Source organism: Polaromonas sp. P1_G4, assembly GCF_056405475.1.
In genome coordinates this window covers 1-17,648 of record NZ_JBFUCA010000018.1, presented here as the reverse complement: position 1 = coordinate 17,648, position 17,648 = coordinate 1, and the positions used below count along the sequence as shown (strand labels likewise).

General features: G+C 64.6%; 12 protein-coding genes and 1 riboswitch. Of the genes, 4 read left to right on the top strand and 8 right to left on the bottom strand.

The window, feature by feature from the left end; all coding sequences use genetic code 11:
- The 3 genes from AC1D1X_RS01895 to parC all read left to right on the top strand — a co-directional run.
- Positions 1–1,623, top strand: a 1,623-nt coding sequence (locus AC1D1X_RS01895) for a DNA topoisomerase IV subunit B (protein ID WP_477697749.1), incomplete at its 5' end; no start/stop codon positions are given.
- 11 nt (positions 1,624–1,634) lie between these two features.
- Positions 1,635–2,498, top strand: coding sequence for a lytic transglycosylase domain-containing protein (locus tag AC1D1X_RS01890; RefSeq protein WP_477697748.1), 864 nt, complete (start codon positions 1,635–1,637; stop codon positions 2,496–2,498).
- A 128-nt stretch (positions 2,499–2,626) separates the two neighbouring features.
- A complete protein-coding gene (parC, locus tag AC1D1X_RS01885) occupies positions 2,627–4,981 on the top strand; it encodes a DNA topoisomerase IV subunit A (RefSeq protein WP_477697747.1) in 2,355 nt (784 codons plus the stop codon).
- Positions 4,982–5,070: 89 nt separating this feature from the next.
- Here parC and AC1D1X_RS01880 read toward each other — a convergent pair whose 3' ends face one another.
- The 4 genes from AC1D1X_RS01880 to AC1D1X_RS01865 form a co-directional block, all read right to left on the bottom strand.
- Positions 5,071–5,583: a 6,7-dimethyl-8-ribityllumazine synthase gene (locus AC1D1X_RS01880; RefSeq protein ID WP_477697746.1), complete on the bottom strand. Its 513-nt coding sequence runs from the start codon at positions 5,581–5,583 to the stop codon at positions 5,071–5,073.
- A gap of 127 nt (positions 5,584–5,710) precedes the next feature.
- Positions 5,711–5,872: riboswitch (FMN riboswitch) on the bottom strand.
- 103 nt (positions 5,873–5,975) lie between these two features.
- The gene (locus AC1D1X_RS01875; protein ID WP_477697745.1) at positions 5,976–6,428 is read right to left on the bottom strand and encodes a RidA family protein; all 453 of its coding nucleotides are present in this window, start codon (positions 6,426–6,428) and stop codon (positions 5,976–5,978) included.
- 224 nt (positions 6,429–6,652) lie between these two features.
- Positions 6,653–7,618: a tripartite tricarboxylate transporter substrate binding protein gene (locus AC1D1X_RS01870; protein WP_477671107.1), complete on the bottom strand. Its 966-nt coding sequence runs from the start codon at positions 7,616–7,618 to the stop codon at positions 6,653–6,655.
- Positions 7,619–7,660: 42 nt separating this feature from the next.
- The gene (locus AC1D1X_RS01865; protein WP_477671106.1) at positions 7,661–8,857 is read right to left on the bottom strand and encodes a pyridoxal-phosphate dependent enzyme; all 1,197 of its coding nucleotides are present in this window, start codon (positions 8,855–8,857) and stop codon (positions 7,661–7,663) included.
- A gap of 81 nt (positions 8,858–8,938) precedes the next feature.
- Between AC1D1X_RS01865 and AC1D1X_RS01860 the strand changes: the two genes are divergently transcribed.
- Entirely contained in the window at positions 8,939–9,913 is a 975-nt protein-coding gene (locus AC1D1X_RS01860) for a LysR substrate-binding domain-containing protein (protein ID WP_477671105.1), read from the top strand.
- Here the strand turns inward: AC1D1X_RS01860 and AC1D1X_RS01855 are convergent.
- From AC1D1X_RS01855 to AC1D1X_RS01840, 4 genes are all read right to left on the bottom strand, one after another.
- A complete protein-coding gene (locus AC1D1X_RS01855; protein WP_477671104.1) occupies positions 9,879–10,793 on the bottom strand; it encodes a transglutaminase family protein in 915 nt (304 codons plus the stop codon). The two genes, AC1D1X_RS01860 and AC1D1X_RS01855, sit on opposite strands and share 35 nt — an antisense overlap.
- Before the next feature lie 18 nt (positions 10,794–10,811).
- On the bottom strand, positions 10,812–13,601 hold the full coding sequence (locus tag AC1D1X_RS01850) for a circularly permuted type 2 ATP-grasp protein (RefSeq protein WP_477697744.1): 2,790 nt from the start codon (positions 13,599–13,601) through the stop codon (positions 10,812–10,814).
- A gap of 175 nt (positions 13,602–13,776) precedes the next feature.
- Positions 13,777–17,379: a transglutaminase family protein gene (locus tag AC1D1X_RS01845; protein ID WP_477697743.1), complete on the bottom strand. Its 3,603-nt coding sequence runs from the start codon at positions 17,377–17,379 to the stop codon at positions 13,777–13,779.
- Between the two features lie 81 nt (positions 17,380–17,460).
- Positions 17,461–17,648 (bottom strand): hypothetical protein (locus tag AC1D1X_RS01840; protein WP_477697742.1); only part of this gene is annotated, 188 nt, incomplete at its 5' end.

The following is a 17,648-nucleotide window of genomic DNA, read 5'->3' as shown; positions in this document are numbered from 1 at the left end:
GGCTTGCACGGCGTCGGCGTGAGCGTGACCAATGCACTGTCCAAGCGGCTGGAAGTCACCTCTTACCGTGAAGGCATGGTCGCCCACCTGGTGTTCTCGGGCGGTGACGTCATTGAAAAGCTGCACCTGCGCAAAAACGGCGATGGAGACCGCAAGACGGGTACCACCGTCCGCGCCTGGCCCGATTCCAAATACTTTGAATCGGCCGCGCTGCCCATGGCCGAGCTCACGCACCTGCTGCGCAGCAAGGCGGTGCTGATGCCCGGCGTCACGGTAACGCTGACCAACGAGAAAACCAAAGATACCCAAACCTGGCTCTACAAGGGCGGCCTGCGCGATTACCTGATGCAGACGCTAACCGGCGACCCGGTGATCCCGATGTTTGAGGGCGAAGGTTTTGCCGACGCTTCGCACGAGAGTTTTGCCGAAGGCGAGGGCGCGCAGTGGTGCGTGGCCTTCACCGAAGAGGGGCAGCCGGTGCGCGAAAGCTACGTCAACCTGATTCCCACCAGCGCCGGCGGCACGCACGAAAGCGGCCTGCGCGACGGCCTCTTCAATGCCGTCAAGAGCTTTGTCGACCTGCATTCGCTGCTGCCCAAGGGGGTCAAGCTCTTGCCGGAAGACGTTTTTGCCCGCGCCAGCTATGTCCTGAGCGCCAAGGTGCTCGATCCACAGTTCCAGGGCCAGATCAAGGAACGCCTCAATTCACGCGACGCGGTACGGCTGGTGTCCAGCTTTGTGCGGCCCACGCTGGAGCTTTGGCTTAACCAGCACGTCGATTACGGCCGCAAACTGGCCGAACTGGCCATCAAGGCCGCCCAAACCCGGCAGAAAGCCGGCCAGAAGGTCGAAAAACGCAAGGGCTCCGGTGTGGCCGTGCTGCCCGGCAAGCTGACCGACTGCGAAAGCCGGGATTTGGCGCACAACGAAGTCTTCCTGGTCGAGGGTGATTCGGCCGGCGGCAGCGCCAAGATGGGCCGCGACAAGGAAAGCCAGGCCATCCTGCCGCTGCGCGGCAAGGTGCTCAATACCTGGGAGGTCGAGCGCGACCGCCTGTTTGCCAACACCGAAATCCACGACATCGCGGTCGCCATCGGGGTCGACCCGCACGGCCCGAACGATACGCCGGACCTCTCTGGCCTGCGCTACGGCAAGGTTTGCATCCTGAGCGACGCCGATGTGGACGGCTCGCATATCCAGGTGCTGCTTTTGACCCTCTTTTTCCGCCACTTCCCCAAATTGATCGAATCAGGTAATGTCTATGTGGCCCGGCCGCCGCTGTACCGGGTGGATGCGCCGGCGCGGGGCAAAAAGCCGGCTTCAAAGGTGTACGCCCTTGATGAAGGCGAACTGACCGCCATATTGGACAAGTTGCGCAAGGATGGCGTGAAGGAAGGCGCCTGGAGCATCAGCCGCTTCAAGGGCCTGGGCGAGATGAGCGCGGAACAATTGTGGGAAACCACACTCAATCCTGACACCCGCCGCCTGTTGCCCGTGCAACTGGGCAACCAGGATTTTCTGCAGACCGAGACGCTCATCACCAAGCTGATGGGCAAAGGCGAGGCCGCAGCGCGCCGCGAACTGATGGAGTTGCACGGTGACGCCGTGGAAATAGATATTTGATGAATTCTTTTTTGAAATTGCCGTCAACCTTGCCGCGCTTTGCACGCCTGTTGCGTGCGCCGGCATTGCCCTTGCTCGTTCTGGGGCTGGCGGCGCTGTTCGCGGGGCCCGCCCGGGCTGACATCTGGGGTTACGTCGATAAAGAAGGCATTGCGCATTTCTCGGCTGTACGGCTCGATGAGCGTTATGAGCTTTTTTTCCGCGGCGCAGAAAGCTTTAGTGCAGGCAACAGCGTTGCCAAAAGCGGCAAGGCGGTTGGCAATGGCGCCAATCAGGCCACCGGCGTGGCCAATGCGCCGCCCAAGCTGCTGGCCTACTTTGATGTGTCGCCCAACTACAAGGCCGTCAAGCACTTGCTGCGCGAGGCTTCTGCCAAGCACGGCATCGACTACGAGCTGCTGCAGGCACTGATCGCCACCGAATCCGGATTCAACGCCCAGGCCGTTTCGCCCAAGGGTGCGGTCGGGCTGATGCAGCTGATCCCGCCGACAGCGGAGCGCTATGGCGTGCGGGCCACCAAGGATTCCACCATCCACAAAAGGCTCACCGATCCCAAGACCAACATCCGGGCCGGCTCCAGCTACCTCAGTGACCTGATTGCCATGTTTCCCGGCCAGCTCGAATTGGCCATCGCTGCGTACAACGCCGGCGAAGGCGCCGTTCAGCGTGCCGGCAACAAGATTCCGAACTATCCTGAAACCAAAAACTACGTCAAGACCGTGATGCAGCTCTATAACCACCTCAAGCCACCCAGCATGGCGTCCGGCGGCCGCGTTCGCATGGAAATGATGGGCGGGGCCACCGGCCGCGGCAAYATGGTGTCACCCACGGTGGTGTCCACCGCCACGCCAGAGGCCTTGCCCGAGCCGTACTGAGGTCACAATGCGCCTTGTGTCCTGCCCGGCAGCCTGATAGACAGCTTTTCTTTTTKTAACCCTGTGGCGGCCGCACCCGCGTGTGCCGGCATGCCTCACGCCACCTTACCCGCCAAGCCAAACTCAAGATGGATCTCTTTACACCGGACGCAGTAGCCCCGATCCCCGAACCCGCAGACCAGGATTCCCTGGCCGCGTACGCGCAGCGGGCTTACCTTGAATATGCCCTCAGTGTCGTCAAGGGCCGCGCCTTGCCCGACGTTTGCGATGGCCAGAAGCCGGTGCAGCGCCGCATCCTCTTCAGCATGTCGCGCATGGGCCTGGGTTTTGGCGGGGCGAATGGCGCGAGCGGTGCCAAGCCTGTCAAGAGCGCGCGCGTTGTCGGCGACGTGCTCGGTAAATACCACCCGCACGGCGACCAGGCGGCGTATGACGCCATGGTGCGCATGGCGCAGGACTTCAGCCAGCGCTATCCGCTGGTCGATGGCCAAGGCAATTTCGGCAGCCGCGACGGCGACGGCGCAGCGGCCATGCGATACACCGAGGCTCGGCTGGCCCGCATCACGACGCTGCTGCTCGATGAGCTTGATGAAGGCACGGTCGACTTCGTACCCAACTACGACGGCTCTTTCGAAGAACCGCGCCAGTTGCCGGCACGGCTGCCGTTCACGCTGCTCAATGGCGCCAGCGGCATTGCCGTGGGCCTGGCCACCGAAATCCCCAGCCACAACCTGCGCGAAGTCGCCGACGCCTGTGTGGCGCTCATCAAGACGCCCAAGCTTGCCGACGAAGAGCTGTATGCGCTGATCGCCGGGCCCGACTACCCGGGTGGCGGGCAAATTATTTCCAGCGGCGCGGAAATCGCGGCGGCCTACAGCACGGGCCGCGGCTCGCTCAAGGTGCGCGCCCGCTGGAAGATCGAAGAACTCGCGCGCGGCCAGTGGCAGCTGGTGGTGCAGGAGCTGCCGCCCGGCGTCAGCACGCAGCGTGTGCTCGAGGAAATCGAAGAGCTCACCAACCCGAAAATCAAGGCCGGCAAAAAAGCCCTGAGCCAGGACCAGGTGCAACTCAAGCAGACCATTCTGGCCGTGCTCGACGTGGTGCGCGACGAATCCAGCAAGGACGCCGCCGTGCGCCTGGTGTTCGAGCCCAAGACCAGCAAGATCAGCCAGTCCGAACTCATCAACACGCTGCTGGCCAACACCAGCCTGGAAAGCTCCTCGCCCATCAACCTGACCATGGTCGGGCTGGACGGCAAGCCGACGCAGAAAAACCTGCGCCAGATGCTGGCGGAATGGATAGAGTTCCGCCAGACCACGGTGCAAAAGCGCTCGCAGCACCGGCTCGACAAAGTGCTGGCCCGCATCCACATCCTCGAAGGCCGCCAGCTGGTGTTGCTCAACATCGACGAGGTGATTGCCATCATCCGCCAGTCGGAAGAGCCCAAGCTGGCGCTGATCGCGCGCTTCCAACTCAGCGAAATCCAGGCCGAGGACATTCTTGAAATCCGCCTGCGCCAACTGGCACGGCTTGAAGCCATCAAGATCGAGCAGGACCTGAAAAACCTGCGCGAAGAGCAAGGCCGGCTTGAGGAAATCCTGGGCAGCCCGGCTGCGCTCAAACGTCTGCTGGTCAAGGAAATTGAGGCTGACGCCAAGCAATTCGCCGATGCGCGCCGCACGCTGATCCAGGCCGAGAAAAAAGCCGTGCTCGAAGTCAAGGTGCTCGACGAGCCGGTGACCGTGGTCATCAGCGACAAGGGCTGGGTGCGCGCACGCAACGGTCACGGACATGACCCGGCAGGCTTCGCCTTCAAGGCGGGCGACGGGCTGTACGGCACCTTCGAGTGCCGCACCATCGACACGCTGCTGGCCTTTGGTTCGCGCGGCCGCATTTATTCGGTGCCGGTGTCATTGCTGCCCGGTGCGCGCGGCGACGGCCAGCCGCTCACCACCCTGATTGATCTGGAGTCGGGCACGCAGCTGGTGCATTATTTTGCGGGCCCGTCCAATGCCGCATTGCTGCTGAGCGCCAGCGGCGGCTACGGCTTCCTCGCCACGGTCGAGAACATGACGTCGCGCCTCAAAGCCGGCAAGGCCTTCATCAGCTGCGCTGAAGGTGAAACCATTTGCAGGCCTTCGCATGCCGCTTTCACCAGCGCAGCGGCGCCCTTGGTGCCGGCCACGCATGTGGCTTGCGCCTCGACCGGCGGCCGCATCCTGACGTTTGAAATCGCGGAACTCAAGATGCAGGCCGCCGGCGGGCGCGGCCTGATGCTGATCGACCTCGAAGCCAAAGACACTTTGGCTGGTGCAGCCGCTTACACGCGCAGTGTGAAGATCGAAGGCATTGGCCGCGGCGGCAAGGCGCGCGAGGAGACGCTGGAAATTCGCAGCCTGAACAATGCCCGTGCGGCGCGCGCGCGCAAGGRCAAGGCGGCCGATCTGGGCTTCAAACCCACCGGCATCAACCGCGTTGAGTAAAACTGACCGAAAGCCAAAACTGGCGGGCGCAAGAAGCTATTGATTTAATAGCAAGATGCTGCGCTCGCCGGTCTGCCAGCTTTCAGCAATCAAGCTGCCAGCAACAGATCAAGCTTCTTCAGGCCGGCCACCGTCTCCAGGCAGGCTTGCGCCACTTCCTTGCCCTTGGTCAGGAAATGTTCCGTGAAGAACTTGCGGTGTTCCTCATGCTCATGAAAATGCTGCGGCGTCAGCACCGCTGAAAACACCGGCACGCCGGTTTCCAGCTGGATGCCCATCAATGCGCTGATCACCGCGTCAGCTACAAACTCATGGCGGTAGATGCCGCCATCGACCACCAGACCGCAGCAGACCACGCCTGCATAACGGCCCGACTGTGCGAGCTTTTTCGCGTGGAGCGGAATTTCGAACGCGCCGGGCACTTCAAACGTGTCGATGGATTCAGYGGCGACGCCTTGCCTGGCCATCTCAGCCAGGAAAGCGCCGCGGCCCTGGTCCACGATGTCTTCGTGCCAGGACGACTGGATAAAGGCGAAACGTGCCTTGGTGGGTGTGCCGCCCGAACGGGAAGCCGAAGGTGGGGAAATATCTGTCTGACTCATGGATGCCTTTTTGCCAGGTGTTACCAGAATCAGGGCGCACGAGCCTGCGGCCAGCACGTGGGAGAACGAACAGCCGCTGCGGAGAACCCGCACCCAGCCATAGGCGCCCACGGCACAGCCGTAAACATCGCGCTCTCTTTCATCCGGACTGTGACCGTCGGCTTCGGAGTTGAACCGAATCTGCTGACCCTGGTTGCCGTATGAAGCACGGCAACCAGGCGCTCGCGGGCTGATGCAGTTTCCTGCAAACACCGCCGGTGGGGAATTTCACCCCGCCCTGAGAACGCTGCCCGGCGAAATGGCCGAGCGTTACGAGTTTAAGCCGGGCCGCTGGATAGCGCTTGTCGCCGGCGCGTCGGCCCCACAGCCATTGCGGATGCTGTGTAGCCGGCTTATTCGACTTCAGCCACCAGGTCAATCTCCACACAGGCGCCCATGGGGACTTGCGCCACGCCGAACGCGCTACGCGCATGCTTGCCAGCGTCGCCGAAGACTTCTGCAAACAACTCGCTGGCGCCGTTGGTCACCAGGTGCTGCTCGGTGTAGTCGCCGGTGGAGTTGACCAGGCTCATGRGCTTGACGATGCGCTTGACCTTGCCCAGGCCGACGGCGKCTTCGAGCGTGCCCATCAGGTCGATGGCGACCGAGCGCGCGGCGGCCTTGCCTTCTTCTGTCGTCATGTTCTTGCCGAGCTGGCCGACGAGGGGCTTGCCGTCCTTCTTGGCGATATGGCCGCTCAGGAACACCAGGTTGCCGGTCTGCACGAAGGGCAGGTAAGCTGCCAGGGGCGTTGCCACGGTGGGCAGGGTGATGTTCAGTGCTTTCAGCTTGTCGTAGGCGCTCATGGTGGTCCTTTTGGTGAAGAAAAATGGTTCCAGCCCAATAGGAACGAGTGCAAGCAGCTATGTTTTTGATAGCGAAGGAGGCTGCGTGACCGGCTGGCAGTGCAGGGAATTGTAGGATGGTGCGCGGGTTCCGGAGGCCTTTGGGGTCATGAAAGGAAATGATGGAACGGCGCCAGGGCCTGCGCGGCTTGTTCCGTGCTCTTTCAACCTTCCACATGCCGGCGTCACTCGGGCTTGATGCCGGCCTTTCGCACCACAGCACCCCAGCGGTCTACTTCGTTGCGCATGAAGGCACGCAGTTCGTCGCGTGTCGAGCCTTTCAGGTCAATGCCCAGGGTGGTAAGGCGCTCGCGTGTGGAAGGGTGCGCCAGCGCCGCCACCGCTTCGCTGCGCAGCCGCTCGACGATCTCGATCGGCGTGGTGGCCGGCGCCACCAATGCCCACCACTGGTTGAACTGCATGCCCTCAATGCCGGCTTCGTGCGCGGTCGGTACGCCGGGCAGGGCGGCGAGGCGCGCATTGCCGGTCACCATCAAGGCAGAGATCCTGTTCGCGCCGAGCAGCGAACTGCCGCTGGCCAGCGTGGCGAAATGCGCGTCCACCTGGCCGGCCGCAACATCGGTGAGCGCGGGCGCAGAGCCGCGATAGGGAATGGCGTTGACCTTGATCCCGGTGGCGCTGGCGAACAGTTCGCTGGAGAGGTGGCTGATGGAGCCATTGCCGCTGTGGGCCAGCGCCAGCGGCACCTTGCTGCTCCGGTAGTTTTTGAGGAAGCCCTTGATGTCGCCATTCTTGTACTGCGCGCCGCCGGCAAACAGCAGCAGCGGCGAGGTGCCGACCATGGACACCGGCGTGAAGTCGCGCAGCAGGTCGTAGGGCATCTTGTTGAACACGGCCGGCGCAATCGCATGCGGCAGCTCGACGATGGCGAAGGTGTAGCCGTCGGGCGCGGCCTTGGCCGCGGCTTCGGTGCCGATGCGCCCGGAAGCGCCGGAGCGGTTGTCGACCACCACGCTTTGCCCCATGGTCTCGCCCATGCGCTGGGCAATCGCGCGGGCGATGGCGTCGGTGCTGCCGCCCGGCGCCCAAGGCACGATGAGGCGGATGGGTTTGTCGGGGTAGGCGGCATGGGCGGTTCCCGCCAGAGTGGCGCAGGCCAGAAGCAGGGTGGTGAGCAGTCGGGTCTTCACGGTGAAATTTCCTTTGCGGGCTGAAGAAAAGGGGGCGTGCGGTCAAGGGATGGGGTTAAAGGTGTCACGGTCGCCTTTGGCCGTGAGCAGCAGCAACGCGTGTTCTGATGCCTGCACTTGGCCAAGTGCGCGCAGGCGGGCCAGCGCATTGAGGCAGGCGCCGGCGCAAAGCTCCACCCACAGGCCTTGCGCTGCAAGCCTGGCGCTGCCCTGGATGGCGCCGGCGTCATCAATGACCACGGCGCCGCCGCCCGACTGCTGCACGGCCAGTTGCTGTTGCAGCGTGACGGTGCTGCCGCCTGTCGAAAACTGCGTCGTCTGGCCGTTGAATTCCGACTGCAGCGGCGCGCCCTCGAGCACACGGGAAAGGCGGGGGAACGGCTCAACGGCCCATAACCTGGGCATGTGCCCAATGAGTCCCGCCCGGTGCAAATCACGCAGTGCGCTGTAAATGCCCCAGAGCAGGTCGCCACGGGCGGTGGGGACCAACACGTGGTCCGGCACGCAGCCGCCAGCGACAAATTCGAGCGCCACGGCGCGGTAGCCTTCCACGCCAAAAGCAGGGCTGCCGACCGCCGGCACGCTGTAGTTGGTGAGGGCAAAGGCCCCGTCCTGCTCGACCCGCCGTCGTACATGGTTCCAGCGCTCAAAGCCGTGGTCGAACTCCATGCGCCGGGCGCCCAGGTGATGGAGGGCCCGCGCGAAGGGCGCCGGCATGTCGCGGTAGGTGGCGATTTCGCAGGGCAGCCCGGCCGCGGCGCAATAGGCTGCTGCCGAAACTGCTGCGTTGCCGCTGGAGGCCAGCACCACGGTCTGCGCGCCTGCGTCCAGCGCCCGGCTGACGGCCTGTGCCGACATGCGGTCTTTGTGCGAGCCAGTGGGGTTCATGCCCTCATGCTTGGCGCTGAGCTGGCACAGGCCAAGCTCGCGCGCCAGGCGCGGCAGGTCCAGGCAAGGCGTGTTGCCTTCACCCAGGGAAACGCCGCGGGTGTAGGGCAGCCAGTCGCCCCACTTATAACCTGTGCTGGCTGTTTTCAGTGTTTGGGGCAACCCGGTGTAAACGGCTTCCAGGCTGGCGGGCGTGCCCTGTGCCGCGCAGTGCGGACAGCCGGCGGGTAAATCTTGCAGCGGGTATTCACGGGCGCAGAGGATGCACCGCAGCCTCATCAGTCGGGGGTTGCGGCTGATGGCGTTCCATGCCGCAGGGTTTGGAAGGGATTCGGGGAAAACAGGATTCATGGGCAGATGGTACGAAGACGATGGCCTCTCATGCATCGCTTGTTTGCGATTTAAAATAAGTAAAACTTATAGGAAACCGCCATGGCCGAAGCCAGTGCACGTCAGATTGAAGTGTTCCGCATGGTCATGCGGCTGGGCACCGCCAACCGCGCGGCGGCGGCGCTGCACGTGAGCCAGCCGGCCGTCACGCAGCTGCTGCAGCAGCTCGAAGCGCGCGCCGGGCTCAAGCTGTTTGACCGGCCCAAAGGCAAGCTGACGCCCACGCCGGAGGCGCACGCGCTGATGGAAGAGGTCGAGCGGGTCTACGAAGGCCTCGAGGCCGTGCAGCGAAAAATCGTGGCCCTGCAGTCGCATGAGGACACCGTGCTGCGCATCGGTTCACTGCATGCCATGGCTGCCAGCGTGATGCCCTGGGCGCTTGCCGAGTTTCAGCGAAGCTACCCGCGCACGCGTTGCCTGCTGCTGGTCGACAGCTCGAAGGTGCTGCGTGAGGCCTTGTTCCAGGGGGCGGTGGACCTGGCTTTCCTGGGCGACGAGGCGGACACCAGCGGCCTGGTGTCCTCGCTTTTTTACCAGGTGCCCGCGGTGTGCGTCATGCCCGCGGCCCACCCGCTCGCTCGCAAGCAGGTCCTGCAGCCCAGGGATCTCGCAGAAGTGCCGCTGGTCGGCCTGTCTGCCTCGGATACGGCCCAGCGCCGGCTGGAAGCCGCGTTCGCACAGGCGGGTGTGCAGCCGCGCTTTGTGATTGAAACGCCTTACAGCGCAACGCAGTGTTCGCTGGTGCTGGCCGGGGCCGGGCTGGCAGTTACCAATCCGCTGGTGGCGCGTGAACATGTGGCGCTGGGCCTGCGCAGCGTTCCGCTGGCGGCTGATGTGTCGTTCCGGGCCTTGCTGGCTTTCAAACCGCGCCAGGCCCAGTCGGGCGCCGCGCAGGAATTTGTGAGCCTGTGCCGGCGCTGCCTGGCACGCAGCCTGCCTGAGGGCTCGTTGCTGGAAGAGCTGCCAGCGCCGCCGAAGCCGCTCAGTCCCCGGCGCTTGCCACCGGCTCCACCGTAACGGCCACGTCGAGGATGTGCTGCGCACCGCCGCGGATCACACCGCGCATGGGCGATACATCGAGGAAGTCGCGGCCGATGGCCAGTGTGACGTAATCTTCACCCGGCGCGCGGTTGTTGGTGGGGTCGAAGTCGAGCCAGGCGCCCAGGCCGGGGCAGTACACCGAAGCCCAGGCATGCGAGGCGTCGCTGCCCACCAGCCGTGGCTGGCCGGGCGGTGGCGTGGTGAGAAGGTAGCCGCTGACATAACGCGCCGGCAGGCCCATGGCGCGGCAGCAGGCCACCATGATGTGCGCGAAATCCTGGCACACGCCTTTGCCCAGCTTGAGCGCTTCGAGCGCCGGCGTGTTGACTTCGGTGCTTTCGCTCTCGTAGGTCATGGTGCTGTGAATGCGTTCCATCAGGTCGCGCGCTGCCTCGGGCAGTGGCCTGCCCGGCAGGAAGCTGGGGCGGGAAAATTCAATGAAGGCATCGTCGCGCGGCACATAGGGCGAGGCGAAGAGGAATTCGGAGGCGCTGTCGTAGGCCGCGCCGGCGCGGTAACGGAACTGTTCGCGCACCTGCTCCCAGGCGGGCGATGCAGGCTTGCCGGCGGACAGGGTCGCTTCTGATTGCAGCGGGTTGAGGGCCGACGTGGAGACGATGCTGTCAGCCACCACCGTCAGGCTCTCATGCGCCGCCTGCAGGGAAAAGTAGGTGCGCGTATTGCCGTAGACATCTTCGGTTTCGCGCAACTGGACCGGTTCGGGGTTCACCCGCAACGCATAGTCCAGCAGGGTCTGGCCGTTTCGGCTGGCGGGCTTGAGGTGCACCACATGGTGCGCGTTTTCCACCACCGGAGCATAGCGGTAACGGGTTTCGTGAACGACGTGAAGCAGCACGGAAAAACTCCTAGGGCCTCAGGCGCCCAGGCTCTGGCTGGCAGAAGCCGCGTGGCTGAAGTAGCGGCGGCTCAAGGTGTCTGACAGTTCCAGCGCGGCATCGCAGCACTGCTCGAGCAACTGCACCAGCCGCCCATCATGTTGCCCGCCGTTTTCATCTTCGCCATCGCCGGTGCTGGCCTGGGCGTCCTGGCACAAATCAGCCAGGGCCCAGCTGCCGGGGTCGGGCAGTTCCATCGCCAGGTCGGGCATGTCGCCCGGCGCGCTGCCCGCCAGCTTGGCGAGGCGCCCGCGCAGGGTCTGCACCACCCAGCCGAGGGAGCGCGGGTTGTCGCGGTCCAGCACCAGCAGATCGAGCAGGGCCGGGATGTCGCGGCGCTGCTGGTACTGCGCGTGGAAGGTGATGGTGCTGTCGAACAGCGCCACCATGGCGTTGAAGCCGCCTTCTTCAAAAATCGATCCGGTTTCAAAGCCGCGAATCAGCGCGCCGGCCAGGGTGTTGAGCCGTTCAATCAACCGGCCCACGCTCAGGAGGCGCCAGCCGTCGTCGCGGGTCATGCGGTCGGTTTGCGCACCCGTCATGGCCGAGAGGAAGCCGCTGGCCGACTCCAGCGCCCGCAGCGCCTCGACGGAAGAATATTCGAGCAGGTATTGGCTGGATTGGCTCTGGCTTTGCCCGCCCTGGCTTTGGGTCTGGCCCACCGCGCTGAACGATGAGCAGCGCTGGAAGAAGTCGGTCTCGGTGCGCACGATCATGTGCCATTGTTCCTGCGACAGGCGTTCGCGCACGGCAGATGCGGCGCTCTTGAGCGCCCGCAGGTTAAAGCCTACGCTGGCGGCCTGTTCGGTGTCGGCCAGGTTGGCGATCAGGGCGCGTTCGAAGACGCGGCGCGCATGCGTGGCCGGCGGCACGGTGTCCAGCACCAGCGCGTTGCCGACGGCCATGCTGGTCAGCCAGGCCAGCAAGGGCTGCGAGGTCTGGTCTTCGCCGCCCAGGCATTGCAGCGTGATTTGCGCCAGCCGCGTGGAGTTTTCGGCACGCTCGGTGTAGCGGCCCAGCCAGAAAAGGTTTTCGGCCGCGCGGCTGGTCACGGGCGGGCGGTGGCGCAGCGGCGCTGCGGCCCAGACAGGCGCCGGCTGCTCGGTGCGCGATGCGGTGGTGTGTTCGRCCATCGCCTTGGCTGCCGAGGGGTCGCCCAGCACCCACACGTCGGCACTGCTGCCGCCGTGCTGCATCGACGACATGTTTTCGTTCTTGCCCGCCAGCCGTGCCAGCCCGCCCGGCAGCACCTGCCAGGAGCCGTTGCCATCGGCCACCGCAAACACGCGCAGCATGGCCGAGCGCGGGGAAATCCGCTCACCCTGCCAGGTCGGCGTTTGCGGCAGAGGCAGGTAAGCCTGCACGGTGAAGTCTTCGCCCCGGCGAACAATGCGGCCAGCCCATTCGTCCAGTGCACGGCGCGACAGGGTATGGCCGATGACGGATTCCATGCCGGTGCCCGGATAGGTCGGTTTGATCACGCAGGTCTTGAGCTGGCTCAGCACGTCCTGCATCACTGCCTGCTCGCCGCACCACCAGGTGGCCAGCGAGGGCAGGGCCAGCGTTTCACCAAGCAGGTGCTCGGAGAGCGCGGGAAGAAAGCCGAGCAGCGCACTTGATTCGAGGAAGGCCGAGCCCGGCGTGTTGACCACCAACACATTGCCCGCGCGTATCACCTGCAGCAGGCCGGGCACACCCAGTGTGGAGTCCGAGCGCAGTTCCAGCGGATCGAGGAATTGGTCGTCCAGGCGCTTGAGCAGTCCGTGCACCCGCTCCAGGCCGCGCAGGGTTTTCAGGTAAAGCTTGTCATCGCGCACCAGCAGGTCGCTGCCCTCGACCAGTGTCAGGCCCAGGAAGCGCGCCAGGTAGGCGTGCTCGAAATAGGTTTCGTTGTAAGGCCCCGGCGTCAGCAGCACCACGCGGCTTTCCTCGTTGCTGTCCGTCGGGCTCATGGCCTTGAGGCCATCCACCAGCGCCTTGTACGACGCGGCCAGCCGCTCGACCTTCATTTCGCGGAAGGCTTCGGGAAACAGCAGTGAAATCGTCAGGCGGTTTTCCAGCAGGTAGCCCAGGCCCGAAGGAGCCTGCGTGCGCTGCGACACCACCGACCAGCGGCCGTCGGGGCCGTGCGCGATGTCGAAGGCGGCAATGTGCAGATAGGTGCCGCCGGCCGGCTGCACGCCCTGCATGCCGCGCAGGTAACCCGGGTGGGCATGCACCAGCGCGCTGGGCAGCAGGCCTTTGGAGAGCAGCTCCTGCGGGCCGTAGATGTCGGCCATCACGCGGTCCAGCAGGCGGGCGCGCTGCTGGATGCCGGCCTCGATCTGCGCCCAGTCGGCGGGCGAGACCATCATGGGGAACAGGTCCAGCGACCAGGGCCGCTGCGGGCCGTTGGCGTCGGCGTAGACGTTGTAGGTCACGCCGTTGTCGCGGATCTGGCGGCGCAGGTTGGCGGTGCGGTGGTTCAGGTCGTAAAAGCCGTCGCTGCCGAGGAAGTTGAAAAAGCGTGTCCAGTCGGGCGACAGGGTGTCGTCCGTCCCGGCCGCCGGGGCTTCGGGCCGGGCCGGGGCTGTTTCAGGGGGGCTGCCCGCGGCCCGCAGCGCGGGCTGTGCCGGCGCGGCCGCTTCAGCGGGCGCGGGGCCTTCGGACACACGGCCCCGCAACTCATCGAAATGCCCCGCCGCCGCATGAGGCGCCAGCGCGGCAGCCAGTGCGCAGGGGGATTCAAGCGACTGGGCGGCAAAAAGTGACTGGGTGTTATTTTCCACGTGGGTGCAAGTATGCCTGTGGCCCATCCCCTGCAAGGCTCAAGGCGGGTTCAATGCGCGGCCAAAATGGCTATTTATGCCGCTTGCGCATGCAAATGTTGCAGCCATAAGACAGCCGGGGAGGCGCTTCGCCCGAGGGCCCTCAAGCTCCCGGGCGGCTGTCGCCAGCACGGATTCAACRCAAATCGAGCGTGAACGGGAACTCCCGGCTCGGCTGCGCCGGCGCGACGCGCATCTTGCCGGGTGTATGGCCCATGCGGAAAAAGCGTGTGAGGCGGCGGCTTTCAGCCTCGTACGAATTGACCGGCAGCGTGTCGTAGCTGCGCCCGCCCGGGTGCGCCACATGGTACTGGCAGCCGCCCAGCGAGCGTTCCATCCAGGTGTCGACGATGTCAAACGTGAGCGGTGCATGCACGCCGATCGACGGGTGCAGGGCCGATGGCGGGTTCCAGGCCTTGTAGCGCACACCGGCCACATATTCGCCGACGCGGCCGGTGCTTTGCAGCGGCAATGCACGGCCGTTGACGGTGACGACATAGCGGTTGTCGTTCAGGCCCGTCACATGCACTTCGACGCGCTCGAGCGATGAATCCACGTAACGCACCGTGCCACCGGCCGAGCCTTCCTCGCCCATCACATGCCAGGGCTCCAGCGCGCTGCGCAGCGTCAGCTCAATGCTGTTGGCCTTGACCTGTCCGATCAACGGGAAGCGGAACTCGAAGTGAGGTTCGAACCAGGCCATGTCGAAGCCGTAGCCGGCTTCGCGCAACTCGGTTAGCACGTCTTCAAAATCCATGCGGATAAAGCCCGGCAGCAGGAAGCGGTCGTGCAGTTCGGTGCCCCAGCGCGTGACACGGCCGTGGTAGGGCTTGTTCCAGAAGCGCGATACCAGCGCGCGCAGCAGCAATTGCTGGGCAATGCTCATGCGCGCATGCGGCGGCATTTCAAACGCGCGCAGCTCCAGCAGGCCCAGGCGCCCGGTGGCGGAGTCGGGCGAATACATCTTGTCGATGCAGAACTCGCTACGGTGCGTGTTGCCGGTGACGTCGACCAGGATGTTGCGCAGTGTGCGGTCAACCAGCCAGGGCGGCATGTCGGCACCGTATTTTTTGCGGTTGTTCTCGATCTCGCGCAGGGCGATTTCCAGTTCGTACAGCTGGTCGTTGCGGGCCTCGTCCACACGCGGCGCCTGGCTGGTCGGGCCGATGAACATGCCCGAGAACAGATAGCTCAGCGACGGGTGGTTGTGCCAGTAGGCGATCAGGCTGCCCAGCACCTCGGGCTTGCGCAGGAAGGGGCTGTCGGCCGGCGTGGCGCCACCCAGCACAAAGTGGTTGCCGCCGCCGGTGCCGGTGTGGCGGCCGTCGGTCATGAATTTCTCGGCCGACAGGCGCGTTTCATGCGCAATCTTGTAGAGGAACTCGGTGTGTTCCACCAGCTCGCCCCAGTTGTAGGCCGGGTGGATGTTGACTTCAATGACGCCCGGGTCAGGCGTGACCTGCAGCATCTTCAGGCGCGGGTCGCGCGGTGGCGGGTAGCCTTCGAGCACGATGCTCACGCCCAGCGATTGCGACGTTGCTTCCACCGCGGCCAACAGGTCGAGGTAGTCTTCGAGCCTTTCCATGGGCGGCATGAAGACGTAGATCGCACCCACTTCGCCGCGGCCGGATTTGTTGGCCTTGCTGTCCGGGTCGGCCTTCGGTTTGTCTTTCGGGCCATTGGCGCGGGATGGGTCTCGTACTTCCACGCAGAGCGCGGTGCGCGTGAGCCAGGCGGCCGATTCAAAGGGCTTGGGCGCGCGATCGTCGGCAGGCGTTGTTGCCTCAGCGGCCGGCTTGCCATTCAACCCGTCCGTACCGTTCGTTCCGTTGTTTCCCAGCGGACGGAACTGCAGAATGCGGCTGGCTTGCGACAGCGCGGTGTTGCCCGTCATATAGCGCGCCATGTACTGCGCGAGCGAACTGGCGCTGCCGCCCGCGGATGCGGCCGCCGGTGTGGCGCCGCGGGCTGCGCTGAAGCTGCCGTTGTAGCGCGCCGCCAGTGCGGAAGCCGCCGGCAGGTCCTGTCGTGGGGCAAACGGATCGGACTCGATCATGTAAGGGTAGTCGGTCTTGGACACCCAGGGCACCGAATCCAGCGGCAGGCGATAGCCCATGGGCGAGTCGCCCGGCATCAGGTACATGCGTTCTTCGCGGAAGAACCAGGGACCGGTGGTCCATTTGGGCCCACTCAGCGCGGGCGAGGCGCCTGCGTTTCGTTGCTTGAGTTGCTCCTTGGTTTGCAGCGGCAGCACATAGCCCACCACCGAATCCAGGCCCTGCATGAAGACGCGGCGCAGGCGTTCGCGTTCCATGGCGTCGTCCAGCTTCGAATCAAACGGGTCGACGTTGACCGGCAGCCGGCGTTCGCGCCAGAGGTAGTACCAGGTATCTTCATAGCCTGGCGTGATGTAGGTGGTGGCCAGGCCCAGCTTGCCCGCCAGTGTCTGCACAAAACGCTGCGCGTCGGCGCTGGTGTAGTTGCAGGGCTGGCGTTCGTCGGCAAACAGGTCCGGGTTTTGCCAGATCGGCTGGCCGTCCTTGCGCCAGAAGATGCTCAGCGCCCAGCGCGGCAGTTGCTCGCCGGGGTACCACTTGCCCTGGCCGAAATGCAGGAAACCGCCTTCGCCATATTCGGCGCGCAATTTCTGCACGAGCTCGGTCGCGTAGCCGCGCTTGGTCGGGCCCAGCGCGTCGATGTTCCATTCGGCCGCGTCGCGGTCGGTGGTGGCCACAAAGGTCGGCTCGCCGCCCATGGTCAGGCGCACGTCGCCGGCCGCCAGGTCTTGATCGACCTTTTCGCCGAGCGCCAGCACCGCTTGCCATTGCTCCTCGGTGTAGGGCTTGGTCACGCGTGGTGACTCGTAAATGCGCTGCACCGCCATGTGGTGCTCGAACTCGACTTCGGATTTGTCGACGCCGCCTTCGACCGGCGCTGCGCTCGACGGCTCGGGCGTGCACGCCAGCGGAATGTGGCCTTCGCCGGCCATCAGTCCCGAGGTCGGGTCCAGGCCGACCCAGCCGGCACCGGGCAAAAACACCTCGCACCAGGCGTGCAGGTCGGTGAAATCAGCTTCCGCACCGCTGGGGCCGTCGATGGATTTGACGTCAGCTTTCAGCTGGATCAAATAGCCCGAGACAAAGCGCGCGGCCAGGCCCATGTGCCGCAGCAGCTGCACCAGCAGCCAGCCGGTGTCGCGGCAGGAGCCGCAGGCCAGGCGCAGGGTTTCTTCAGGCGTCTGCACGCCGGGCTCCATGCGGATGGAGTATTTGATGTCCGACTGCAGGCCCTGGTTCAGGCCCACCAGGAAGTCTATGGTGCGTTTGGGCGTGCGGTCGATTTTTTCGAGGTAGCGCTTGAGCAGCGGTGTGGCCGGCTGGGTGGCCAGGTAGGGCGCCAGTTCGCGGGCCTGCAGCGCGTTGTAGGTAAACGGGAATTCCTCGGCAGCGGGTTCCAGGAAGAAGTCAAACGGGTTGAACACCGCCATTTCCACCACCAGGTCCACCGTGACCTTGAACTCGCGCGTCGGCTCGGGAAACACCAGCCGGGCCTGGTAATTGGCAAACGKGTCCTGCTGCCAGTTGATGAAGTGGCCGGCGGGCTCAACCCTGAGGGAATACGACAGTACCTGTGTGCGGCTGTGCGGCGCAGGCCGCAGGCGGACGACCTGGGGGCCGAGTTTGACCAGGCGGTCGTATTTGTAATGCGTGATGTGGCTCAGGGCGACGTGGATGGACAAGGCAACCTCGCTTTTAAAGGACCGGGCGTGCAATCACGCCCTCAGGAAAATACGTTCAACAGACCGCCACATCTTGCGGTCTCAGGAACACCGTGTAAACAGCTTACCCGGATTTGGTGGCATTTCTGAAAGCAAGAGCTGCGCCACGTGGTCTCTTGAGTGTGAACCGGCTGTTTGGCGCTGTTTGTTGTTTACCTGCCGCGCTTTCCCGTTAAGCTCAAAGCGGTCAGTGCATAAAAACAGTTCAAAGGGGAGGCGGGGTTTGAATC

Coding starts and splice junctions, on each gene's coding strand:
- AC1D1X_RS01865 (WP_477671106.1), bottom strand. CDS start 8,857: ATGAATCCTGTTTTCCCCGAATCCCTTCCAAACCCTGCGGCATGGAAC.
- AC1D1X_RS01860 (WP_477671105.1), top strand. CDS start 8,939: ATGGCCGAAGCCAGTGCACGTCAGATTGAAGTGTTCCGCATGGTCATG.